This is a genomic window from Alteromonas sp. KUL42 (genome assembly GCF_006538325.1).
Lineage (GTDB): Bacteria > Pseudomonadota > Gammaproteobacteria > Enterobacterales > Alteromonadaceae > Alteromonas.
In genome coordinates this window covers 1-22,096 of sequence record NZ_BJKK01000023.1, presented here as the reverse complement: position 1 = coordinate 22,096, position 22,096 = coordinate 1, and the positions used below count along the sequence as shown (strand labels likewise).

Here is a 22,096-nt window from a genome sequence, read left to right as displayed (position 1 = left end):
AGGATGTAAACGCAAAAAACGAAAGTAGCTGCACGCTGATTAATCTGTTTCATAATTCGAAATGTAAGTTGTCGACATCCATGTGTCAACCCATTTTTACAATTCGTCGTACGCTTTTTTAAAAATGGGCTTGATTATTTTGTTAATTTGTAGTCTTGCACTCTTTGCAACTTAGTTTCCCAGTAGCGCCGCGAGCATTTGACGCACTTCATTCGGTTCAAATGGTTTATCACATAATGCGTTTACGCCGGTTTGTTGTATGTTTGCCATATGCGCACTATCAGCCGACTCGGACGTCACCATGATAATAGGGATGTGCGTAGTCTCAGGGTTGAAGCGAATGAACTCGGACAGCTCTCGACCATCCATTTCTGGCATATTGTAGTCAGTAACAACTAAGTCGAAAGGCTCATCTTTAATAAAAGTGAGCGCCATCGCGCCATTTTCTGCTTCCTTTATACGTTTGAGGCCCATACCTTCAAGTACACGTCGAATGTGATTGCGTGCTAACTTACTATCGTCAACCAATAGTACGCGAACGTCTTGAACATCGAATAACTCTAGATCTAATTCTTCGTGATTAATAAGGTCGAGACTCGCATTCAATGCCCTTGATAAATGAAGAGGCTCAAAGGGCTTCGGTAAGATAGCAGCAACACCTGCTTGCTTGAACTCCTCTAGTTTACTGATGCGGTTCTCACTGGAGATAAGCATAAATGGGATAGTTTTATAGTCTTCGTCTTCTTTTATGAATTTGAGAAGCTCAATGGCAGTACCATCTTCGTAGTACATAGCGCTTACAATGAGATCCGCACCATGGGCTTTAACTGCAGAGCGAGCTTCAGAAAGCGTACTGACAGGGTCTATTTCCTTAACGTTTTCTTTAAGTAGCAATGTAGTGATGATCTTTCTTTGGGTATCAGAAGGCTCAACTAAAATAATGTGTAAATCAGAAATAGACAGCTTTTCCATTTAATACTCTTTGTGTTAATGGTTTATAATCTTGAGCGTTTTGCCCTTTGCAGCAAAAACATCCCGCAATGGGCAACAAACTCTAGTATGGTTGAAGATATTACCCTCCGGCAAGTTTTACTGTGAAGCCCTTTCCCGTCAGTAATGTGCGCAACTTTTCTCTATCATCAGTTTGAACTTCAATAATACCTTCTTTGACTGCGCCGCCACACCCACACTTTTTCTTCAATTCAGAGCCAAGCAATTTTAACTCGTCAGCCGGTAAATCTAGCCCTTTTATTAAAGAAACACCTTTGCCTTTGCGTCCTTTGGTTTCTCTGTGAATTCGAACGACGCCATCAGAAGACACTGATCTTGGTGGCTCAGTCTGTTCTGGCTTAATTTTTCCTTTATCAGTACTGTAAACCAATAGTGCGTCTTGCCAGTTTTGCATGTGTACCTCAATAATGTACTTTCTTTTTAAATATTAGTCTTTTAACAACAATACGAAAGATTAGACCTATATCAATGGCGTTGTGAAAAACTTCAACTACTATAAAGAATACCAAAGGTTGACATAGTTAATGAAGCATTCTGCATATAAATTTAAGGAGTAAAAATGGATATAATTACAAACTACGACGCGCAAAGAAAAACGCTGACCATTGATGTGGATGGGAAGTTTGATTTTAGTAAGGTTGAAGATTTTCGAAATGCCTATGCTGATCTTGATGAAAGTGCGCAGCATGTAGCGGTTAACTTGGCCCGAACCGAATATATGGACAGTTCTGCATTAGGGATGCTACTGAATATGCAAAAAGCACTCGCGGAAAGGAAGCTCACATACAGTATCGACAATTCGCGCCCACAGGTGGCTAAAATTCTAAAAATCTCGCGTTTTGACAAAAAGTTTGAAATTCGATAGTTAGAGGAAGCGCTCCTTTTGAAAATACTTATTGTTGATGATGAAAGCATCAACCGCATTCTGTTGATGAATATGTTGCTCAATGCGGGTTATGACAACTGTATTGAAGCCGCCAATGGCAAAGAAGCGATTGAGAAATTTAAGGAAGAAAAACCTGACTTGGTGTTGCTAGACGTGCTAATGCCCGGCATGTCGGGGTTTGAAGTGGCACCTGCTATACGCGCACTCGATGATGGTACTTATCTGCCCATCCTTTTCATTACGGCGCTAGAAGACAAAGAGAGTTTAGTTCGTTGCCTGGAAACGGGGGGAATGACTTTGCCACTAAGCCTTTTGATAAGCATATATTGGTAGCTAAAATTCGCGCACATCTAAAAATTCGTGCATTGAGTCAGTTTATCGAGCAGCAAAACAAAGCATTGAGAATATACCAGCAACGAGTTGCAAGAGAGCATGCCATTGTTGAACATATTTTTAGTCATGCCATAGTCAATAAGCCTGAAATTTTGGCGCATTTTGATTATTGTTTAACGCCAGCAGAGACGTTCAATGGCGATTTATTCTTATGTGAAGCGAGCCCGAGTGGTGGAATATATTTCTTAGTCGGCGATTTCACCGGTCATGGGTTAGCCTCTGCTATTGGGGCTTTACCTGTTACTCGGGCATTCAAAGAGCTAAGCCAACAAGGGGTTTCAATTCCCGAGTTTATTACCGACTTAAATCATGTTTTATTGCAATTCCTTCCGGGTGACATGTTTATGGCGGCTGTTGTGGGCGAAATTAACGCAGAAGGTAATCGCGTAACCGTGTGGCAAGGTGGTATGCCTGCAACGTTAATTCCCTCTGCGTCTGACTTTTCATTTCGAACACTTCCCTCCAGGCACATGGCTTTAGGGATTTTAGAGGATCACGAACTCAATACTGACTGCGAAATTATTCAGCTTGAAAAGAACCAGCAATTGGTTATTTACAGCGATGGTCTTATAGAAAGTGCCAATGACAATAACGATATGCTGTTAGAAGAAGGCTTAATTGACTTAGTTAAAATGGAGTTGAAAGAGCATAATTACATATCGGCAGCGTCACTTCGTGAACGCGTTGCAAATTATGCTTCAAATGAGGTTTTTGATGATGACGTTACACTTGTAGTGTTTACCTCTAAGCCTTTAAATATTCCTAAAAATAGTGACTTTACTGGGCTTTCCTCTACCCATGAGGTGTTACTGGAAGCACAACACCTCAAGCAACCCGATATTTTACAGCGGGTGTTGCAGCTTGCAGGTAATTGCGAGGGAACGCACGGAGTGCGGTCTATTATGTATACTGTGCTATCTGAATTATTTAGCAATGCACTAGAGCACGGCATACTAGCTTTGGACTCTAAACTTAAGAATGACAGTGATGGTTTTGAGCTATATTACGAGCAAAGAGAAACATTACTCCAGCAGTTAGAAACTGGCAGTATTACTATTCGAATTGCGTCGAAGCCTGCTAAAGAAGAGATAACGATATCTGTTCATGATAGTGGGCAAGGTTTTGATTGGCTTGTCGATAAGTCAGCAAATCACGACGACGCGTTTGGAAGAGGGTTGATGTTAGTCAAAACCTTGTGTGAAAAAGTCTGGTTTGAGCACAACGGAAGCAAAGTCAGTTGTGTGTTGAATACAAGAAATACGCAACTGTTTTAACTGGTTTATTTGAGCGTTAACCGAATTTAGCGTTTGTGGCTTCGAAAAAAATGATACACACAAGGTTTTAGTGTGGGAGGTATAATGCTCAAGTCATTTCTTAAATTATTCGAAGACACGAGAAGCCAAAAAGGTGCTGCATATACAGTTGAATTAGCGACCGCTGCACTGCTATTTGAAATTGTCAACGCAGATAAGCACGTAACGCAAAGTGAACGTGAAGAATATGAGCGTCAATTGAAAAGGCACGCCAATGTTGACCCTGAAGCGCTCTCTTTGTTGTTAGAGCAAGGCCAAGAAACAGCCGATGACGCTATTGACTTAGTTAAGTTTACGCAGGTTCTCAACGCCCAATACGATGCAGAAGAAAAAAGAGACGTCATTAGAAGTTTGTGGGCCATTGCCTATGCCGATGATACTTTAGCCCCCCTTGAAGAAAGCACGATAAGACAAGTTGCAGAATTACTCTACGTACCCCACAGTCAATTTATAAAGACCAAGCTGGAAATTCTTGGCGAAAGAGGGGGGCGGTAACCTCTGCATTTACGCAGAGAGCGGAAAAAATATTTTTAATTTTATCGGTTTCCCTTACTATGGAGTCCGCAAAGCGAGCTTCGAATCAATTTTTATGTGGTTAGTAGTAAGGAAATTGAGTGTTTAAAACGTTGAAAGTGCCGATTAGCTTAACAATAGCATTGTTTATGTCGGTGCTCACCATTGCTGTTGTATTTGTCATGAAATCGGAGCGAGACGAGTCGGTTAAGGTGGTTGTACAAGAAGGAACGGCGGCGTTAAGCAATAAAATGGCACTGCAACTCGCTATTGTTATGGAGCGAAGTCCTGGTGACAAGGCGCTATTCTCTCAAATTTTCCAACCACTAAAAGCACATCAACAAGTCGTTCAGGCTATCCTCTTCGATAATAATTATCAGGTTATTTCAAAAGTCGAGCACAGTAGCGGTTTTGATGTGAGTGAAACAAACATTCCTTCGTCTCCCGATGAGGTGCCGTTCGGCGTTACCGCCTATGACAATATTATTGTTGCTCACCAATTAATTGGGAGTAGTCTTTATCCTCTTGGTCATGTAATTATTTACGTTGACGCTGAGGGTTTCCCATCTGGCGGCCACGTCAGTGGTTTATCTGGTGAGTTACCCATTATCTTAGGCTTACTGCTTATAGTCAGCGTATTTTGTACGCTGATTTTATTTTACTTGGTGGCGCCACTTACATTACTCAAAAAGTTTGCTCAAGACGTATTTGAGTCTAAAGATTACTCATTGAGAAGCGCACATCAGTCGAATGACGAAATAGGGCAGCTATCAAACAACATAAACAGTTTACTGGATACCATAGAAGTAGAGCTGTTGATTAACTTTGAGCAGAAGCAAACCTTGGTTGACCAACAAGAGACCATGTCTCAGTTGGCTAACTTTGATAGCCTAACGGGGTTACCTAACAGGCAGTTTGTCCTTGATAACCTTCGCCTTGAGTTAGCCCGAGCAAGGCGAAACGATGAAGATCTCATGTTGTTGTTTTTCGACCTTGATGGGTTCAAGGGTATTAATGACTCACTTGGTCATGAAACGGGTGATTTAATACTTATTGAAGTAGCTGAAAGGGTACAGCATTTACTGCGAGATGGAGACTTATTTGCGCGTTTGGGCGGCGATGAATTTCTTGTTTTGCCCGATAGAGATGTGTCGGCTGCGGCGGCAGAAAGTTTGGCAACCCGTCTTATTACCGCTTTCGACGAACCGTTTGAGCTGCGAGGTTTGTCACTTACTGTTGGTTTGAGCGTTGGTGTTGCCACTGCGTCTGATGCAGGTTATGACTTAAGTGAATTAATGAGTAATGCTGATTTGGCGATGTATCGCTCTAAAGCGCGAGGGCGGGGCAGTTTTACGCTTTTTACACCTGATATGGTTGAGTCTCATAAACGTAAACTCCATTTGGCAAACGGCATAGATAACGGCTTAGCGTGTGATGAATTTGTTGTTTACTATCAGGTGAAAGTAAACAATAGCGGCAAGGTAATTGGCGCGGAAGCCTTAATTCGATGGCAGCATCCTGAGCTAGGCTTAGTCATGCCTAATGAGTTTATTCCTATTGCAGAGCAAGGTGGCAAAATTACAGCGATTACCCAATGGGTTATAAAGCGAGTTTGCTTAGATATGGCTGACATGAAGCAGTGGGCATATAATTCGTTTAGAGTGTCAGTGAATCTGTCGGGGCATGACCTGCGCAATACGCATCTATTTGACTACATTTACAATACATTCATGCTTTGTAATGTAAATCCAGAAAACTTCGAGTTTGAAGTGACCGAAAGTGCTTATTTAGAGAACTTCGCCTTATCGAATAAATTCTTTCGCCGAGTTGGCAACATGGGCTGTGCCATTGCTCTTGACGATTTTGGCACTGGCTACTCTTCTTTAAGCTATTTAACGCAAATTAATATCGATACCCTTAAAGTTGATAGGCAGTTTGTTTCCGAAATTCAAACCTCTGAAAGAAGTCGTTTGGTAACTGGTGCCATTATTGATTTGGCCAAGCGCCTTTCATTGTCAATATGTGCAGAGGGCATCGAAAACATTGAGCAATGGGACTATCTTAAAAAACATGGCGTTGACAGTGTTCAAGGCTTTATGTTCAGTAAGCCCATTCCACTTGAAGCATTGCTGCAGTCACCTTTGTATTACAGTGAGCGAGACTTCACTATCGAACACTAAGCATTAAGTGCACATGTTTCTCGTTAACAATGCTTAACACAGTTAGCGTCGACGTAGCCGACGTGCAATGTGTGGTACTTAAGTGTTAATTTTTTCACACTATGTGTTTCTTTTTTGCAACACAATCCGGCCGAGCTTTTCTTAAATAGTATTGATTTTTTTCTAACTTAATGAAAAGTATGGCTTTTGTTTTGTTGGTCTAAAACTGGCATTACCTAAATATATTGACCTTTGCGGTACGTTTTTTCGGCCTAAATTCGCAATTAGTTTTGATGACTTTAGCGAAAAATGAGAGAGGGACTTGTCAAGCAATGTGTGGAGGACTCATGATGAAACGTCTGGAAAAAGTATTTTTTGTACTATGTGCAGTGGCAACCGTACAAGCCATCGCTATCGCAGAAGCACAAGCTACACCTTCAGCGGCACTTATTCAGAAGCTCGATACCAATAAAGATCAATTGATTTCATTGAAAGAAGCGATACGCCACGTAGAATTATTGCGTAATTTTGGTCTTATTGATGAAAACGAAGACGGTATGTTGTCACAAGATGAATTGGCGAAAAGTAGTTTAACGCCGGGTAATGATAAGTCAGTTAAAAGCGACTAAGTTGGATAGCCAAATTTAATTTAAGAGGGTACAGTTCTGATCAGTAAGTTTTCAATTGGTAAGCGATTAGTTCAGCTAGGTTCGCTGCGTCAGCTTACATTGGGCAGTTTTGTTCTCGCTCTGATACCGCTTATCGCGTTGCTTTGGCAAAGCCAAAGCGATTTGGCAAAAGTGGGTCAAATGACCACACTCGAAACGCGATTTGTGGTAGATGTGGTCAGCGATATGCAGCGGTTAGATAACGCCGCTGTTGACATAGAACGCAGTATTCGTCAGTTTGCTGTATTGCGCAGTGAACAGGTTGCTGCGTTGTCTGACAACGCATTAGAACAATTTGCGGTCGCAGCGGATAACTTGTGTCAAGCGCTCGCTGTACCTTCTAGTTGTAACAGACTGTCGGAGCAACTGACCCAACTTGCTGAATACCGAGATATAGAAGACGAGTTATTACTTAGTGCTTACCTAGCCGCAGTGCAAAGTTCTGTAACACAGCTGCGCGATGATGTTGAAAGTACCATCAACCAGCGCGTTCAATTACAGCAGGACGACCTCAACGCGATGCAAGCGAAACAAGCATGGTCAACCGCTATGCTGGTCAGTGTATCATTGCTGTTAATATTGGCTGGTAGCCAGCTGATTGTAAACCCAGTGAATAACCTTAAAAAAATTATTCGCATACTTGCGCACAGTGGCGGCCAACTTCCACCTTTATCCACGCACGCCCCAAAAGAACTTATTGATGTAGAGAAGGATTTGCACTGGTTAAACGAGCGTTTACAGCAACTCGAACATATTCGTACAGCATTGCTTCGTCATGCCGCTCATGAACTGAAAACCCCACTTGCCAGTATTAAAGAGGGGTGTAGCTTATTGTCTGACAATGTTGTAGGTGAACTTAACAATAGTCAACGAGAAGTATTGTCGTTATTAAGCGCCAGTACGTTGCGCCTAAATACCTTAGTAGAAAAGTTACTCGACTACAACTTGCTGCTGCAACAAGCACAGCCCAAAATTAAAAGAAGTAACCCAAACGTGCTAGTTGAAGCGTGTTTAGAAGATTATGCGTTGGCACTTCAAAAACGTGATGTCGACGTAAAAATAGAGCTTGAACATATCTATATTGATGAAGAGTTGTTTCGTCGAATACTCGACAACTTAGTGTCTAATGCTGTTGCACATGGCGCTGTGGGAAGGCCTATTAATATTCATATTTATGGGCAAGAAAAGTATCTTGTTTTGGATGTTGCCAATCGTGGGAAACGCATTGCGCCTGATTCAGTAAAAACACTCTTTGAGCCCTTTATTCGCGGTAATGAACCGAGGAATGACAATGTCATTGGTACTGGACTCGGTTTGTCGATAGTTTCTGATTGTGCGCGGCTAATGCATGGTGATGTTAACGTGGTCGATGTAGACTATGCGGATGTGTGTTTTAGGGTAACCATCCCGCAACAGGAAAAATAAAATGAGAATTATTGGTGTAGTCGTTGCCCTATCTATGTTGGCAGGATGTCAAATTTTACAACCAAAAGAAACCTTACCTCCTGATGTAAAGACGGTAAAAAAACTAAGAAATACAGCGCAGTTTTGTTTTATGACAAACAGCCCCCGAGCTTTAAGCATAATTGTGATGTGAAATATTGGGTTAACCTTTGGCTAGAAGCATCAAATCAACCTTGGTCTGTGCGGAAAACTCGGATAAAGGCGTTAGAGAGCACACCATATGATGTTGTAAAAGGCTATATTCTCTCTCTTCCCAATGACACTCCCTATCAGGATAGGCTTCGTGCACAGCTATTGTTAGATGGGATAAGTGACAACTTCACCCCTACGGCCCAAGAAGTGGTCAAGGTGGTGGCAAGTAAGCAGAACCGTCAACTGATGGAGCTTGAGTCGGCATTAGTTATTCTTGAAAAGGAAAATACTGCGCGAGGGGAGCAAATTAAACAGCTTGAGAATGATGCAACTAACTTACGTAAAAAATTAGCAGAACTATTACAAATAGAAGCGACATTGATGGATAAGAGCAGGAGTACACAACAATGAGTGATAAGGCGAGCAGTAACCCTAACTTATTGTTAGTCGATGATGACAAAAGCTTATTGCGTTTGTTGACCATTCGTTTGGAAGGGGAAGGCTACCATGTCACTGCGGTTGAAGATGGGCACTCGGCACTGAAAAAGCTGCAAAATGACAACTTTGACGTAGTGTTAAGCGATTTGCGCATGCCTGGCTTAGATGGTTTAAGCTTGTTCGAAGAGATCATGGGAATTCGCAAAGACATTCCGGTTATTTTAATGACAGCCCATGGCACTATTGCCGATGCCGTTGCAGCGACCCAGCGAGGTGTGTTTGGTTTTCTACCCAAGCCCGTCGATCACGAAGAACCTGCGTGCCTTGTTGCAAAAAGCCCTGAGTCAGTCGCAAGCGGCGCAGCCTGGTGATTGGGCAAAAGATATCATTACTCGTTCCCCTGAAATGCTCAACGTACTTGACCAAGCTTACCGTATTGCACAGCGAGAAGTGTCTGTGCTTATCAGCGGAGCCAGTGGTACGGGTAAGGAGCTACTTGCCAACGCTATTCACAAAGCGAGTAAGCGCAGTGACAAGCCTTTTGTGGCCATTAATTGTGGGGCACTTCCTGAGAATTTATTGGAGTCAGAGCTTTTTGGACACGCCAAGGGGGCGTTTACGGGGGCAGTTGCAGCCCATCCTGGTTTGTTCAGAGAAGCCGATGGCGGCACGTTATTTTTAGATGAAATTGGCGATATGCCAATGACCTTGCAAGTGAAATTGTTACGCGCACTTCAAGAACGTCAAATTCGTCCGGTAGGCAGCAGTAAACACGTCGACATTGATGTGCGTATCATCTCAGCAACTCACAAAGACTTGCACAAAGAAATGGAAGAAGGCACGTTTCGCGAAGATTTGTACTATCGCTTGAATGTGGTGAATTTAAAATTGCCATCACTTAAAGCACGTAGCGAAGATATTCCACTTCTTGCCCGCTCTTTATTACAGCAGAGTGCACAACGTCACGGTGTGAATGTGAGTCAGTTTTCTGATGATGCAATGCAGCAGTTAGTGACGTCTTCATGGCCGGGCAACGTACGCCAACTAGTTAACGTGGTCGAACAATGCGTTGCGCTAACTCAAACACCGGTTATTCCGTTACACCTTGTTGAGCAGGCATTGTCTGCAACAAAACAAAGCTGGCCAACGCTTACCGAAGCGCGAGATGCCTTCGAACAACAATACTTACACAAATTACTTAAGATGACTGATGGTAATGTAACTCGTGCGGCAGAACTTGCGGGGAGAAACCGTACCGACATGCACAAGCTAATGAAAAAGCATGAGTTGGACGCACAAGATTTCAGATAAGAACAACACACGCTACGGCGCAGCAACAACACGTTTATCTAAAATAAACGGTTTTGTTCAGGCTGCGCCTTAATAGATAAGTCTGTGAAGGGTGTCTGAGGCGCGGCATTGTTGTATAAATCGATAAACTGTTGCGCCAACCACGGCGCGTCTTTGTTGTCTGGTCGATGGCAAAAAAAGTACACGTCCTTTCCTTCTTGTTGCCATTGAATAACCTTTTTCACCCAAGGTCGCAAACAACGTATATTGTCTTCATCTTTATCGTTACCAACAAAGCGCACGATAGGCGTGTTTCCCGTTGCAATAACATTAACGGGGACACGGGGCTTTTTCTTTCGAACGTCTTCTAGTAATGTTGAGTCGCAAGGCCCTGTAAACAGTGCTCTTGTGTCCATGATCACGCGATTAGCACCACAGCCCATCAGCAGCTGATTTAACGCAACTTCAGCGTCACCTTTCGCAAAAAACTCTAAGTGACGTACTTCAACTGCCACAGATAACCACTTCGGTAGGCTGGCAAGAAAGTTAGCCAGTACGGGCAGTTTGTTCGGGCCAAAAGCGGCAGGAAGCTGCAACATCATCACACCTAGATTTTCACGCAGTGGACTAAGTAATACGAGTTGCTGTGCAACCTCTTCTTCGCAATGCTGCAATTGATGCACATGGGTAATGTTTTGGTGGAATTTAAATGCAAAGCGAAAACCTTTATCTACCGCCTCTTTCCAGCGACTTATAGATTCCTCGTTGGGTAAAGAGTAAAAAGTGGTGTTGCCTTCAACGGTATTACACTCTTTCGCGTACAGCGATAGCTGCGTCTTTGATTTTGGATAGTGTGCGAACCACGACTGAGACCAGTGGTTATGTTGCCACATTGGTAAACCAATATAGAGATTTCCGCTGGATAACGTTGATTTGTGTATATTTGTCATTGGGCTTTAGGATGCATTTGTTTATACTATGCGGCCTTTAAATCATTATATTATGCATGCAGTGTGTAGGCCGCGTAATTACGCGTTAAGTTTACGCGAAATTAGCACGACTAATAAGTCCTGCGTTACTGCGTGCCGAGCAAGAAAAATTATCAGGGGTCAAGGACCATGCGCACAGATTACTGTGGGAATATCGATTCATCATACATTGGACAAGAAGTTACCCTTTGCGGGTGGGTTAATAAGCGTCGCGACTTAGGCGGCGTTATCTTTATCGACTTACGTGATCGCGAAGGTATCGTACAAGTAGTTTTCGACCCAGATTTACCGGAAGTGCTTTCTGTTGCTAATACGCTACGCGGTGAATTCTGCGTAAAGCTTACCGGTAAAGTACGTGCGAGACCTGAAGGTCAAATCAATAAAGACATGCGTACCGGTGAAATCGAAATTTTAGGTACTGGTCTTGAAGTCATTAATAAGTCTGACGTGCTTCCGCTAGACTGGAACCAAGAAAACTCAGAAGAACAGCGTCTTCGCTATCGCTACCTTGACCTTCGTCGCCCAGTGATGAGCCAGCGTCTGCAGTTCCGTGCGAAGGTTACTGGCGCGGTTCGCCGTTTCTTAGAAGATGAAGGCTTTCTTGATATTGAAACCCCAATTCTAACCAAAGCGACACCAGAAGGTGCGCGTGATTACCTAGTGCCTAGTCGTACGCACAAGGGGGAGTTTTTCGCGTTGCCTCAGTCACCTCAGTTGTTTAAGCAATTGCTGATGATGTCTGGCATGGATCGTTACTATCAAATTGTGAAGTGTTTCCGCGATGAAGACTTACGTGCTGATCGCCAGCCTGAGTTCACGCAAATCGATATCGAAACCACATTTTTAGACGCTGATGGTGTTATGTCGATCACCGAGCGAATGATCCGCGACTTGTTTAACAAGATGCTTAATGTTGACCTAGGTGACTTCCCGCGTATGACTTACGCAGAAGCTATGTCGCGTTTTGGTAGCGATAAGCCTGACTTGCGTAACCCGCTTGAATTAACAGACGTTGCAGATTTACTAAAAGAGGTTGATTTTAAAGTATTCAGTGGCCCTGCGAATGATCCAAAAGGTCGTGTTGCAGCAATCCGTGTTCCTGGTGGTGCGTCACTTTCACGCAAACAAATTGACGACTACACTAAGTTTGTTGGCATCTATGGAGCGAAAGGCCTAGCGTGGGTTAAAGTAAACGATACTGAAGCCGGTCTTGATGGTCTACAATCACCTATTCTTAAGTTCCTAAGTGAAGATATCACCAGTGCCATGTTAGCGCGCACAGGTGCTCAATCGGGCGACATTCTATTATTCGGTGCTGATAGCTATACCGTAGTTACCGAGGCAATGGGCGCCTTGCGCCTTAAACTTGGTGAAGATTTCGAGTTGCTTGAAGGCGAATGGAAACCACTTTGGGTTGTTGACTTCCCAATGTTTGAAGAATTCGATGGACAACTTCACGCCATCCATCACCCATTTACTGCGCCGCGTGGTTTAACGCCAGAAGAGTTAAAAGCCAACCCTGCTGAGGCGTTGTCTGATGCCTATGATATGGTATTGAACGGTGTTGAGCTTGGTGGTGGTTCTGTACGTATTCACAACGAAGACATGCAATCTACTGTATTTAATATTCTGGGTATTGATGACGAAGAAGCGAAGAATAAGTTTGGCTTCTTACTGGATGCACTTCGTTTTGGTGCGCCGCCACACGCTGGTTTGGCATTTGGTTTAGACCGTTTGGTAATGTTAATGACGGGTGCTACGTCAATCCGCGACGTAATGGCATTCCCTAAAACAACCACTGCTGCTTGTCCGCTAACTTCTGCGCCAAGCCCTGCTAATCCTCAACAACTTGAAGAGTTAGCCATTGCGACGGTGAAGAAACAATCGTAATTTATGGCCTACAAAAAGCCTGAATCTGCGCTGGTGGTGTTGTATGACCAACATCACCGCGTATTACTTTTGCAAAGGGATGACGATCCAACATTCTGGCAGTCAGTTACTGGCGCGCTTGAAGAAGGCGAGCAACCCATTGAAACAGCCTACCGAGAAGTTGCTGAAGAAATAGGCGTAGATGCCAAGGCTTACGGTTTTGTGGTACAGAACCATAATAAACAGAATAAATATGAAATACGTCGTCGTTGGCGACATCGTTATCCTCCTGGTACACAGTTCAATACTGAACACGTTTTCTCACTTCAAATCGACAGCACATTACCACTTACGCTCACTGAACATTTACAGTATGAATGGGTGTCAAAAGACGAAGCGTTATCCCGTTTATGGTCGCCCTCTAATAAAGAAGCGGTATCTTTGTTTGTACCGAGTGTGCCTTAATGGTTATACTGGGTATAGATCCAGGTTCTAGGATCACAGGGTACGGTTTAATTGCGCGAAAACAAGGTAAATTGGTTTACGTGGCAAGTGGATGTATTCGCGTTGGAACAGCAGAGTTACCTACGCGGCTTGCCAATATATACACAGGCATTAGTGACATTATTCGTCAATACAAGCCCAATCAATTTGCGATTGAACAAGTGTTTATGGCGAAAAATCCCGACTCGGCGTTGAAACTTGGTCAAGCACGAGGCGCAGCAATTGTGGCTGCGACACAGGCTGACTTGCCAGTAGCTGAATACAGCGCACGGCAAATAAAACAAGCCGTCGTGGGGAAGGGAAGTGCAGACAAATCACAAGTTCAACACATGGTTAAATACCTCCTCAGTTTGCCGGGTACCCCACAGGCTGATGCTGCTGATGCGCTGGCTGTTGCATTGTGTCATGCTCATACGGAACAAAGCCTAATAAATATGGCTGGGCAAGCGAGAAAAACAGTGCGCGGCCGTTTGCGTTAGTTTTTCGTTTAGCACAGCAAAAATCAGCCCCAATTTATATTTTTAATCCGTACACAGACTTACAACAAAGCGTGTTGTCTCGCCAAATGATGTGTATTGCTGATGTCAGATAAAGAGATATTTAATGATAGGACGAATTCGCGGTACGTTGGCTGAGAAGCAGCCACCAGAAATTCTTGTTGATGTGGCAGGTGTAGGTTATGAAATCCACATGCCAATGACCAGTTTTTATCAGCTGCCTGCAGTAGGGGAAGAAGTGGTTGTTTACACGCACTTTGTTGTACGTGAAGACGCACAGCTTCTGTTTGGGTTTGCCGATAAAATGGAACGCGGATTATTCCGAGAACTCATTAAAGCAAACGGCGTTGGCCCTAAATTGGGTTTGGCGATTCTGTCTGGCATGTCTGCAACACAGTTTTTAGCGAGTGTGCAGAACGAAGATGTATCTGCATTGGTGAGTTTGCCGGGCATAGGCAAAAAAACGGCAGAGCGCTTAGTGGTAGAATTAAAAGACCGTTTAGCCAAATTTGGTAAAACGCAAAGTATTGCGGTGCCACCTCCAAGCAGTGACTTATTATCAGGCAGTACCATTGTGCCTGTAAACGATTCACGTGAAGAAGCGCAAAGTGCGCTTATTGCCCTTGGCTATAAGCCTGCGCAAGCCAGCAAGCTTGTTGAAAGTGTTTATCAAGAAGGCATGGAAAGTGAAGCGCTTATTCGAGAAGCACTTAAAGCGGCCTTGTAGTGACATTTTTATCAAAGATGTTGTAGTTATCGCTGAGAAATTAGAAAGTAGAGTGCGCTCTAAATAACATCACACAAAAGTAGTGCGAAAAGTAGAATAAACATGATTGAAGCTGACAGACTAATTACACCTGATGCCAACGTTGAAGACGAAGTAATAGACCGTGCAATTAGGCCCAAAATGTTGGAGGACTACACAGGTCAACCGCATGTGTGTGAGCAAATGGAAATTTTCATACAGGCCGCACGTAAGCGAGACGATGCGCTCGATCACTTGCTTATTTTTGGGCCTCCAGGGTTAGGTAAAACCACACTTGCCAATATTGTTGCCAATGAAATGGGGGTGAACATAAAAACCACTTCAGGCCCTGTATTGGAAAAAGCGGGTGACTTGGCTGCATTATTAACGAATCTGGAGCGCAATGATGTACTGTTTATTGATGAAATTCATCGGTTGAGCCCAGTTGTCGAAGAAATCCTTTACCCAGCTATGGAAGACTATCAGCTGGATATTATGATTGGTGAAGGGCCGGCAGCGCGCTCAATTAAATTAGATCTCCCTCCATTCACCTTAGTAGGTGCCACAACACGCGCAGGTTCACTCACATCACCACTTCGCGACCGGTTTGGTATTGTTCAGCGTTTAGAATTTTATTCGGTTAAAGATCTCACCAGTATTGTTTCTCGAAGTGCGAGCTTTCTCAATTTACCTATGGATGAAGAAGGTGCACAAGAGGTCGCAAGACGCTCAAGAGGTACACCGCGTATTGCTAACCGCTTGTTACGTCGCGTTCGAGATTATGCTGAAATTAAAGCTAATGGCACAGTGGGCGCAGATATTGCTGCAAAAGCATTAGATATGCTTGATGTGGATAGCGAAGGTTTTGACTATATGGATAGAAAGCTACTGTCTGCCATTATTGAGAAATTTGACGGTGGACCTGTTGGGTTAGACAACTTAGCCGCTGCGATTGGTGAAGAAAAAGAAACCATTGAAGATGTTATTGAGCCGTTTCTTATTCAACAGGGTTTTTTACAGCGCACACCGCGCGGGCGAATTGTTTCAAATCGCGCTTATCTACACTTTGGTTTTACGCCATCAAATTAGCGCTAATACGCAAACACTTAAGCGTATCCACTTTTAAAGGCACGTTGTATCGACGTGCTTTATTGTTTTTATAATGGTGTGGTTAATTGGTTATATAAAACAATAAAGCGCCTCACGCTTTAGTAACCTGTTGCTATTAATAAATTTTAGGCAAAAAAAAGCCCGCTCATTGAGCGGGCTAAAACAACAAGTGTTGAAGGAAATAAATCCAGGGAACTCATGTCTAACAGGAGAATGTCTCTTGCGTAACCGTGATTAACACCATTACGCGCTGTGCGACTGATGCTGTGCATTATAGGGCGAAGCAGAAAATCTACAATTGAGTAAAATTGTTTTTTCGGATTAAAAAACTAATGTGTTAACGCGGTGTTGCGCAATGGTTTTATTTTGATTAAAAGTAAGCGTTAAAGGGCTTTGTAGGGTTTATTTAAAATGTTGTTTGTCGTAATTTTTTGTTATTTTGACAGGTGGTTAGATTAATAAATTTTTGGGTGAAGGAATATTTATGCATCAACACAAGGTAAGAGTGTATTACGAGGACACTGATGCAGGTGGTATTGTCTATTATGCTAACTACCTGAAGTTTATGGAGCGAGCACGTACCGAGTGGCTTAGAGAGCTAGGTTACGAACAAGACACATTAATGGAACAATCCGTGGCTTTTGTCGTCAAACGCGTTGAGATGCATAACTATGCGCCAGCAAGATTCAACCAACTGTTGAGTATTGAAACTCACGTTGTAGAATTGAAGGGTGCTAGTATGACGTTTCAACAAATCATAAAAAATGAACAAGACATAAAATTGGTATCTGGAGATATCCAAGTTGTCTGCGTCGATTTGGCTACTATGAAAGCCAAGCGACTACCACGTACTTTGTTAGGGGAAATTTCGCGTGTCATCTGATCTCACTTTTATTGGCTTGTTTTTGCAAGCGAGTTTTATTGTTCAACTAGTAATGCTGTTGTTATTGAGTGTCTCGATAGCGTCGTGGACATTTATTTTTCAACGCAGCAAAGCATTATCAGCAGCGCGCAACGAAATGCGTCAGTTCGAAGATAAGTTCTGGTCAGGGGCAGATCTAAATCGCCTTTATCAAGAGCTTTCAGCGCGCACTAATTTAACCGGTATGGGAAGTATCTTCTGTGCGGGCTTTAAAGAGTTTGTGCGTCTTCGCAAATCTAACACAGCTACCAATGGTATTGTTGATGGTACCTATCGCGCCATGCGCGTCACCATGTCTCGTCAAGTTGAAGAACTAGAAAGTCGTTTACCTTTTCTTGCCACTGCTGGTTCCATAAGCCCATATATCGGCTTGTTCGGTACAGTATGGGGTATTATGAACGCGTTTATTGCATTGGGTGAAGTACAGCAGGCAACCTTGGCCATGGTTGCCCCCGGTATTGCAGAAGCTCTAATTGCAACAGCAATTGGTTTGTTTGCCGCTATTCCCGCGGTAATTGCTTACAACCGATTCAGTCACCAAGTAGAAAAACTAGAGAACAGCTATGGCAACTTTATGGAAGAGTTCTCAGCTATTCTTCATCGCCAAGCTGTTGCTGCGCAAGCACAACAACAATCCTAAGCGTTTTAGATCCTAAACGGAGGATTTGTTATGTATGTAAGAAAGCGCCGTAGACCGGTTTCTGAAATCAACGTTGTGCCTTATATTGACGTTATGTTGGTGCTGTTGATCATATTTATGGTTACCGCCCCGCTTATTTCACAAGGGGTTAAGGTTGATTTACCTAAAGCCAGTGCTAACCCTATTGAACAAGAAGACAACCCACCTATTATTGCGTCGGTTGATGTTAAAGGGCGTTACTATTTAAATGTGGGCAACGATCAAGAATCGCCCATCAGTAAGGATGAGCTTGGTGCCATTGTAAAAGCGCAATTGCAGAAACAGCCCTCTACGCCAGTTGTGGTGAAAGGTGATGGGCAAGTGGCTTACAATGAAGTCATTCAATTGATGGTATTACTGCAACAAGCGGGCGTACCTTCGGTGGGCTTAATGACAGATCCAGTTGAGTAGTATCAGATGTCGAATGCGGGAAATGCGAATAGCGAGAAGCCCCCAAAAAAGGCAAGTAAAGTAAGCCCAGAACAAATGGGGCTTTATAAGTCGTTGGGGTTACATCTTGTTGTTGCTGCACTGTTGCTGATTAGCGTCAGTTTTTCACCTGATCCCCTGCCAAATGTTGCAGTAAACGCCCCTGTTATTGAAGCAACCTTCATTGATGCACAAGCTATTGCCGATAAAAAGCGCGCTGAAGCACAAGCCGAGGCGCAGGCGCGTGCAGAAGAGCAGGAAAGGCAACGAAAGGCAAAAGCAGCGGCAGAGAAAAAGCGCCAGCAACAGTTAGCGGCCAAGCGAGCCAAAGCAAAACGAGAAGCTGAAGCGGCAGAGGCAAGGCATCAAAAAGAGCTTGAGCGTTTAGCCGCACAAAAGGAACAAGCGCGTAAAGAACGTGAAGCAAAAGCCAAAGCAGATGCAGAGCGTAAAAAGAAAGAAGCGGCCGAACGTGCCGAAATGGAAAGGATCATGCAAGAGCAGTTGGCGCAAGAGCGTGCTGCTCAGCAAGAACGTAGAAGACAGCAAGTGTTGACTGAAGTAGAGCGCTATACCGCGCTTATTCAGCAAACAATTAAGCGTAATTTGTATTCAGATGATAGTTACAATGGCAAAACTTGCAGATTGAACATCAAACTGGCGACAACTGGCTTTGTTACCAGTATTCGAATACTCGGTGGTAATGATGCATTGTGTAGAGCTGCAGAGAGTGCAGTAAGACGGGCTGAAAAACTACCCGTATCAGACGCGCCAGATGTGTACGAACAACTAAAAGACATTACTTTAAAAGTGGAATTATAGTGGTATGAAAAAACTAGGTGTATGGATAGCGCTAATTACAATGGCGTTCAGTGCCAAGGTACTGGCTTCCTTAGAAATTGTGATTACCGAAGGTGTAGACAGTGCGCGTCCCATTGGCGTGGTACCGTTTAAGTGGAAGGGCGAGGGCAGTATGCCCGGTGAACTATCGACAGTGATTAGAGCCGACCTTATGCGTAGCGGTAAGTTTAACCCTGTGGCAGAAGCGAATATGCCGCAATACCCTGAAACAGCTGAAGAGGTGAGTTACACCGCATGGGCAACCATGGATGTGGATACCATATTGGTGGGAAGTATTGAGCAACAGGGCGCAGACAGATATTTAGTGTCGTATCAGCTAATCGATATTTTGAAAGGCCAGCAGAATGGCGGGCAAGCTAAAGTACTTAAAGATGGCGCGTTAGTGACCAGTAACGAACACGTTATTGTTGCAAGACAAGCCGTGATCAATGGCAGTGACTTTCGTCAATACGCCCATAGGATCAGCGATATAGTGTATGAAAAACTCACCGGTGTACGCGGTGCATTTCTTACTAAAATTGCTTACGTGATCGTACGCGACAGAGACACGGTAGATAAGCCGTATCAATTAGTAATTGCCGATTATGACGGAGAGAACGAAACCCGCTTATTGTCATCACCAGAACCTTTAATGTCACCAGTATGGTCTCCTGACGGAGAGAAGCTAGCGTATGTCAGTTTTGAAAACCGCCGACCGCAGATTTATATCCAAGATATTTACACCAGTGAGCGCACGCGTATTACTGACTTCCCGGGCATAAACAGTAGTCCAACCTTTTCACCAGATGGCAAGCAACTTGCTATGGTGCTATCGAAAGATGGGAATCCAGAAATCTATATTATGGATTTAGCGACTAAAAACTTGCGCCGAATTACTCGAAATAGGGCAATTGATACTGAGCCTGCATGGCTTCCAGATGGTAGTGGTTTGATATTTAGCTCTGAACGGGGTGGTAAACCCCAGATATATAGCGTAAATTTAAGTTCTGGGAAAGTAAGGCGAGTTACCTTTGTAGGTGAACAGAACCTTGGCGGTACGATTTCACCAGACGGCAAGCAGATGATCATGGTTAACCAGACTAACGGTAACTACCATATCGCGAAGCAGTCTTTGGATGGAAACTCTCCTCAAGTACTAACACGGACGTACTTGGACGAGTCTCCAAGTATTGCGCCGAATGGAAGCATGATTATATATAGCACCCTGCATGAGGGCACCCAAGTGTTATCACTGGTATCTCTTGATGGGCGCTTTAAAGCTAGGTTACCAGCAGCCAATGGGCAAGTTAAATCGCCAAGTTGGTCACCATTTTTGTTCTAACAATTTAACGACTAAACAATAAAATTAAGGATTAGTAGGATGCAAATGAATAAAGTGATGAAAAGCTTCATTATCGCCTTGCCAGTAGTGACAATGATGGCATGTTCGTCAGGCCCTAGCGAAGAAGAGTTGGCTGCAGAACGTAACCGCCTAGCACAAGAACAAGCTGCTGCTGAGCAAGAAGCGCGTGAAGCTGAAGCGCAACGCGTTAAAGCAGAAGCTGCGCAACGTATGAAGCGCCAAGAAGAAATGGTGCAACAAGAGATGGAAGCGTTAAAAAATGAACAAACCATCTACTTCGATTTTGACCGCGCTAGCATCAAACCTGAATTCCAACGTGTACTAGATAAACACGCTGCGTTCCTAGTGAAAAACCCTAGCCTTAAGGTAACTATTGAAGGCCACACAGACAGCCGTGGTACACCAGAGTACAACATTGCACTGGGTGAACGTCGTGCACAGTCAGTAGAGACTTACCTACTTAATGCCGGTGTAAGCAGCAGCCAAGTAAATGTAGTTTCATATGGTGAAGAAAAGCCAGCAGTTATGGGTTCAACTGAATACGCATTCGCGCAAAATCGTCGCGGAGTGGTTGTTTACCGCTAATGGTTAGTTTCTCTAAAAAAACTATCACATTGGGCGTCACATTAAGTGCCGCCCTTGTTGCATACGGTGCATTAGCGCAAGCCCCTGTGGTGAGTGCAAATGGTGGCGGTGAGTTAGAGCAACGCATTGTGGTGCTTGAGCGTATTGTTAAAAGCCGAACTGAAATGCAGCACAGGTTGCAAACGCAACTAGACAACATGCAAATGGAAGTTGACCAGTTGCGCGGTGCTGTTGAAGTGAATACCAATGAGCTTCAAAAAGTGCTTGAGCGTCAGCGAGAACTTTATCTTGAAATAGACAAACGCGTAGAAGCGCTAAAACAAGATGGTGTTCTGGCCAATACCAGCGTTTCAACTGGTGGTGGTGAGGCGACCAGCGTACCAACCACTCCTGCGGTTTCTGTGCCTACGCAAACACCGCAAGCAGGTGAAGATGAAGCGTATGAAAGTGCGGTAAATCTTATCCTTAAATCTCGCGAGTACGACAAAGCCGTGCCTGCATTTAAATCGTTTATCGAACGCTTTCCCAACAGCAGCTATGCGCCAAATGCTCATTACTGGTTGGGTCAATTGCTCTTCAATCAACAAAATTGGAGTGAAGCCAGCGAACAGTTCAATATTGTTGCTAATCGCTTCAGTGACTCAGCAAAGCGCCCTGACGCGTTATTGAAGTTGGGTGTGATTGCAGAGCGTACCGGTGACACCACATCAGCTAAAGCCTTGTTACAACAAGTGGTCAATGAATATCCTGATTCTTCGGCAAAACGCTTAGCAGAATCTAGATTAAACAACTTGTAATGCACAAAGCCTCTTTTAAAGAGGCTTTTTTGTATTTTATCGTCAATAATTAAAGCGCAATAGGCAGCAAAGCAGTGTGCTTGTTCTGCTTCGAAATGTGTGTTGATTTAAGCAAGTTCGACTAAACTCAATAATTACTGGGTTAAAACCTCAGCAATTTGTTTTCATTTTGACCGTTTAGTCGTAATTTGACAGAAAAATGAAAATAAAAAGACGTTATGGGTTGCGTCAAATAAAAATCTGAGTATTATATGCCGCCGTTGCCACGACACAGGCAACAACAAGAAAGAAGGGTCGTTAGCTCAGTTGGTAGAGCAGTTGACTTTTAATCAATTGGTCGCTGGTTCGAATCCAGCACGACCCACCACTTCTTTCTAAGCACTAAATGACGGGTCGTTAGCTCAGTTGGTAGAGCAGTTGACTTTTAATCAATTGGTCGCTGGTTCGAATCCAGCACGACCCACCATCATTTACGTCGCAACGCATCTCAAGTGTCATCT

Annotated in this window: 23 protein-coding genes, 2 tRNA genes and 1 pseudogene; 23 read left to right on the top strand and 3 right to left on the bottom strand. The window is 43.7% G+C overall.

Features of this window, described 5'->3' with window-relative positions:
* Nucleotides 1-171: 171 nt before the first annotated feature.
* Together EYR97_RS20075 and yciH are read right to left on the bottom strand one after the other, a co-directional pair.
* Nucleotides 172-972: a response regulator gene (locus EYR97_RS20075; RefSeq protein ID WP_131095541.1), complete on the bottom strand. Its 801-nt coding sequence runs from the start codon at nucleotides 970-972 to the stop codon at nucleotides 172-174.
* Nucleotides 973-1,072: 100 nt separating this feature from the next.
* Nucleotides 1,073-1,405, bottom strand: a complete 333-nt coding sequence (gene yciH, locus EYR97_RS20070) for a stress response translation initiation inhibitor YciH (RefSeq protein ID WP_131095540.1) — start codon at nucleotides 1,403-1,405, stop codon at nucleotides 1,073-1,075.
* Between the two features lie 165 nt (nucleotides 1,406-1,570).
* On the opposite strand from yciH, the gene EYR97_RS20065 reads away from it, so the two are divergent.
* From EYR97_RS20065 to EYR97_RS20030, 9 genes and pseudogenes are all read left to right on the top strand, one after another.
* The gene (locus EYR97_RS20065; RefSeq protein ID WP_131095539.1) at nucleotides 1,571-1,876 is read left to right on the top strand and encodes an STAS domain-containing protein; all 306 of its coding nucleotides are present in this window, start codon (nucleotides 1,571-1,573) and stop codon (nucleotides 1,874-1,876) included.
* Between the two features lie 18 nt (nucleotides 1,877-1,894).
* Entirely contained in the window at nucleotides 1,895-2,230 is a 336-nt protein-coding gene (locus EYR97_RS22545) for a PleD family two-component system response regulator (protein WP_242635138.1), read from the top strand.
* Complete coding sequence (locus EYR97_RS20060) at nucleotides 2,170-3,564, top strand: SpoIIE family protein phosphatase (RefSeq protein ID WP_242635137.1); 1,395 nt, start codon at nucleotides 2,170-2,172, stop codon at nucleotides 3,562-3,564. The genes EYR97_RS22545 and EYR97_RS20060 overlap by 61 nt, the downstream gene beginning before the upstream one ends.
* 84 nt (nucleotides 3,565-3,648) lie before the next feature.
* Nucleotides 3,649-4,098 carry a TerB family tellurite resistance protein gene (locus EYR97_RS20055; RefSeq protein ID WP_131095538.1) on the top strand — a complete coding sequence of 150 codons (450 nt, stop codon included), beginning with the start codon at nucleotides 3,649-3,651 and terminating at the stop codon, nucleotides 4,096-4,098.
* 119 nt (nucleotides 4,099-4,217) lie between these two features.
* Entirely contained in the window at nucleotides 4,218-6,296 is a 2,079-nt protein-coding gene (locus EYR97_RS20050) for an EAL domain-containing protein (RefSeq protein WP_131095537.1), read from the top strand.
* 326 nt (nucleotides 6,297-6,622) lie between these two features.
* Entirely contained in the window at nucleotides 6,623-6,904 is a 282-nt protein-coding gene (locus EYR97_RS20045; RefSeq protein WP_242635136.1) for a calcium-binding protein, read from the top strand.
* A gap of 54 nt (nucleotides 6,905-6,958) precedes the next feature.
* Entirely contained in the window at nucleotides 6,959-8,368 is a 1,410-nt protein-coding gene (locus EYR97_RS20040; protein ID WP_131095536.1) for a sensor histidine kinase KdpD, read from the top strand.
* 168 nt (nucleotides 8,369-8,536) lie between these two features.
* On the top strand, nucleotides 8,537-8,950 hold the full coding sequence (locus EYR97_RS20035; protein ID WP_131095535.1) for a hypothetical protein: 414 nt from the start codon (nucleotides 8,537-8,539) through the stop codon (nucleotides 8,948-8,950).
* A pseudogene (locus tag EYR97_RS20030) lies at nucleotides 8,947-10,288 on the top strand (sigma 54-interacting transcriptional regulator). The gene EYR97_RS20035 and the pseudogene EYR97_RS20030 overlap by 4 nt, the downstream one beginning before the upstream one ends.
* A 38-nt stretch (nucleotides 10,289-10,326) precedes the next feature.
* On the opposite strand, the gene EYR97_RS20025 reads toward EYR97_RS20030, so the two are convergent.
* Complete coding sequence (locus EYR97_RS20025) at nucleotides 10,327-11,160, bottom strand: DUF72 domain-containing protein (protein WP_131095534.1); 834 nt, start codon at nucleotides 11,158-11,160, stop codon at nucleotides 10,327-10,329.
* Nucleotides 11,161-11,385: 225 nt separating this feature from the next.
* Here EYR97_RS20025 and aspS point away from each other — a divergent pair, with 225 nt between their 5' ends.
* The 14 genes from aspS (at nucleotide 11,386) to EYR97_RS19955 (ending at nucleotide 22,062) form a co-directional block, all read left to right on the top strand.
* Nucleotides 11,386-13,146, top strand: a complete 1,761-nt coding sequence (gene aspS, locus EYR97_RS20020) for an aspartate--tRNA ligase (RefSeq protein WP_131095533.1) — start codon at nucleotides 11,386-11,388, stop codon at nucleotides 13,144-13,146.
* Between the two features lie 3 nt (nucleotides 13,147-13,149).
* Nucleotides 13,150-13,590 (top strand): dihydroneopterin triphosphate diphosphatase, encoded by a 441-nt coding sequence (gene nudB, locus EYR97_RS20015; protein ID WP_131095532.1) that lies wholly within the window; start codon nucleotides 13,150-13,152, stop codon nucleotides 13,588-13,590.
* Nucleotides 13,590-14,108 (top strand): crossover junction endodeoxyribonuclease RuvC, encoded by a 519-nt coding sequence (gene ruvC / locus EYR97_RS20010; RefSeq protein ID WP_131095531.1) that lies wholly within the window; start codon nucleotides 13,590-13,592, stop codon nucleotides 14,106-14,108. The genes nudB and ruvC overlap by 1 nt, the downstream gene beginning before the upstream one ends.
* 124 nt (nucleotides 14,109-14,232) lie before the next feature.
* Nucleotides 14,233-14,853 carry a Holliday junction branch migration protein RuvA gene (gene ruvA / locus EYR97_RS20005; protein ID WP_131095530.1) on the top strand — a complete coding sequence of 207 codons (621 nt, stop codon included), beginning with the start codon at nucleotides 14,233-14,235 and terminating at the stop codon, nucleotides 14,851-14,853.
* Nucleotides 14,854-14,955: 102 nt separating this feature from the next.
* On the top strand, nucleotides 14,956-15,960 hold the full coding sequence (gene ruvB / locus EYR97_RS20000; protein ID WP_131095529.1) for a Holliday junction branch migration DNA helicase RuvB: 1,005 nt from the start codon (nucleotides 14,956-14,958) through the stop codon (nucleotides 15,958-15,960).
* A 505-nt stretch (nucleotides 15,961-16,465) separates the two neighbouring features.
* Complete coding sequence (ybgC, locus tag EYR97_RS19995) at nucleotides 16,466-16,864, top strand: tol-pal system-associated acyl-CoA thioesterase (RefSeq protein ID WP_131095528.1); 399 nt, start codon at nucleotides 16,466-16,468, stop codon at nucleotides 16,862-16,864.
* Nucleotides 16,854-17,543, top strand: a complete 690-nt coding sequence (tolQ, locus tag EYR97_RS19990) for a protein TolQ (protein WP_131095527.1) — start codon at nucleotides 16,854-16,856, stop codon at nucleotides 17,541-17,543. Before ybgC ends, tolQ begins: the two co-directional genes overlap by 11 nt.
* 30 nt (nucleotides 17,544-17,573) lie before the next feature.
* Nucleotides 17,574-17,993 carry a protein TolR gene (gene tolR / locus EYR97_RS19985; RefSeq protein ID WP_131095526.1) on the top strand — a complete coding sequence of 140 codons (420 nt, stop codon included), beginning with the start codon at nucleotides 17,574-17,576 and terminating at the stop codon, nucleotides 17,991-17,993.
* Between the two features lie 6 nt (nucleotides 17,994-17,999).
* On the top strand, nucleotides 18,000-18,833 hold the full coding sequence (gene tolA / locus EYR97_RS19980) for a cell envelope integrity protein TolA (RefSeq protein WP_131095525.1): 834 nt from the start codon (nucleotides 18,000-18,002) through the stop codon (nucleotides 18,831-18,833).
* Nucleotides 18,834-18,837: 4 nt separating this feature from the next.
* The gene (gene tolB, locus EYR97_RS19975; protein ID WP_131095524.1) at nucleotides 18,838-20,193 is read left to right on the top strand and encodes a Tol-Pal system beta propeller repeat protein TolB; all 1,356 of its coding nucleotides are present in this window, start codon (nucleotides 18,838-18,840) and stop codon (nucleotides 20,191-20,193) included.
* A gap of 39 nt (nucleotides 20,194-20,232) precedes the next feature.
* Nucleotides 20,233-20,799, top strand: a complete 567-nt coding sequence (gene pal / locus EYR97_RS19970; protein ID WP_131095523.1) for a peptidoglycan-associated lipoprotein Pal — start codon at nucleotides 20,233-20,235, stop codon at nucleotides 20,797-20,799.
* Nucleotides 20,799-21,596 (top strand): tol-pal system protein YbgF, encoded by a 798-nt coding sequence (ybgF, locus tag EYR97_RS19965; RefSeq protein ID WP_131095522.1) that lies wholly within the window; start codon nucleotides 20,799-20,801, stop codon nucleotides 21,594-21,596. Before pal ends, ybgF begins: the two co-directional genes overlap by 1 nt.
* A gap of 291 nt (nucleotides 21,597-21,887) precedes the next feature.
* A tRNA-Lys gene (locus EYR97_RS19960) sits at nucleotides 21,888-21,963 on the top strand.
* A gap of 23 nt (nucleotides 21,964-21,986) precedes the next feature.
* Nucleotides 21,987-22,062: transfer RNA gene (locus tag EYR97_RS19955), tRNA-Lys, on the top strand.
* Nucleotides 22,063-22,096 lie beyond the last annotated feature (34 nt).

Excerpts from the sequence above, each read along its gene's own strand:
- tolR (WP_131095526.1), top strand. The coding sequence starts at position 17,574 with ATGTATGTAAGAAAGCGCCGTAGACCGGTTTCTGAAATCAACGTTGTG.
- pal (WP_131095523.1), top strand. The coding sequence starts at position 20,233 with ATGCAAATGAATAAAGTGATGAAAAGCTTCATTATCGCCTTGCCAGTA.
- ybgF (WP_131095522.1), top strand. The coding sequence starts at position 20,799 with ATGGTTAGTTTCTCTAAAAAAACTATCACATTGGGCGTCACATTAAGT.
- ruvA (WP_131095530.1), top strand. The coding sequence starts at position 14,233 with ATGATAGGACGAATTCGCGGTACGTTGGCTGAGAAGCAGCCACCAGAA.
- EYR97_RS20045 (WP_242635136.1), top strand. The coding sequence starts at position 6,623 with ATGATGAAACGTCTGGAAAAAGTATTTTTTGTACTATGTGCAGTGGCA.
- tolA (WP_131095525.1), top strand. The coding sequence starts at position 18,000 with ATGTCGAATGCGGGAAATGCGAATAGCGAGAAGCCCCCAAAAAAGGCA.
- tolB (WP_131095524.1), top strand. The coding sequence starts at position 18,838 with ATGAAAAAACTAGGTGTATGGATAGCGCTAATTACAATGGCGTTCAGT.
- nudB (WP_131095532.1), top strand. The coding sequence starts at position 13,150 with ATGGCCTACAAAAAGCCTGAATCTGCGCTGGTGGTGTTGTATGACCAA.
- aspS (WP_131095533.1), top strand. The coding sequence starts at position 11,386 with ATGCGCACAGATTACTGTGGGAATATCGATTCATCATACATTGGACAA.
- EYR97_RS20055 (WP_131095538.1), top strand. The coding sequence starts at position 3,649 with ATGCTCAAGTCATTTCTTAAATTATTCGAAGACACGAGAAGCCAAAAA.
- EYR97_RS20025 (WP_131095534.1), bottom strand. The coding sequence starts at position 11,160 with ATGTGGCAACATAACCACTGGTCTCAGTCGTGGTTCGCACACTATCCA.
- ybgC (WP_131095528.1), top strand. The coding sequence starts at position 16,466 with ATGCATCAACACAAGGTAAGAGTGTATTACGAGGACACTGATGCAGGT.
- EYR97_RS20065 (WP_131095539.1), top strand. The coding sequence starts at position 1,571 with ATGGATATAATTACAAACTACGACGCGCAAAGAAAAACGCTGACCATT.
- ruvB (WP_131095529.1), top strand. The coding sequence starts at position 14,956 with ATGATTGAAGCTGACAGACTAATTACACCTGATGCCAACGTTGAAGAC.
- yciH (WP_131095540.1), bottom strand. The coding sequence starts at position 1,405 with ATGCAAAACTGGCAAGACGCACTATTGGTTTACAGTACTGATAAAGGA.
- EYR97_RS20075 (WP_131095541.1), bottom strand. The coding sequence starts at position 972 with ATGGAAAAGCTGTCTATTTCTGATTTACACATTATTTTAGTTGAGCCT.
- ruvC (WP_131095531.1), top strand. The coding sequence starts at position 13,590 with ATGGTTATACTGGGTATAGATCCAGGTTCTAGGATCACAGGGTACGGT.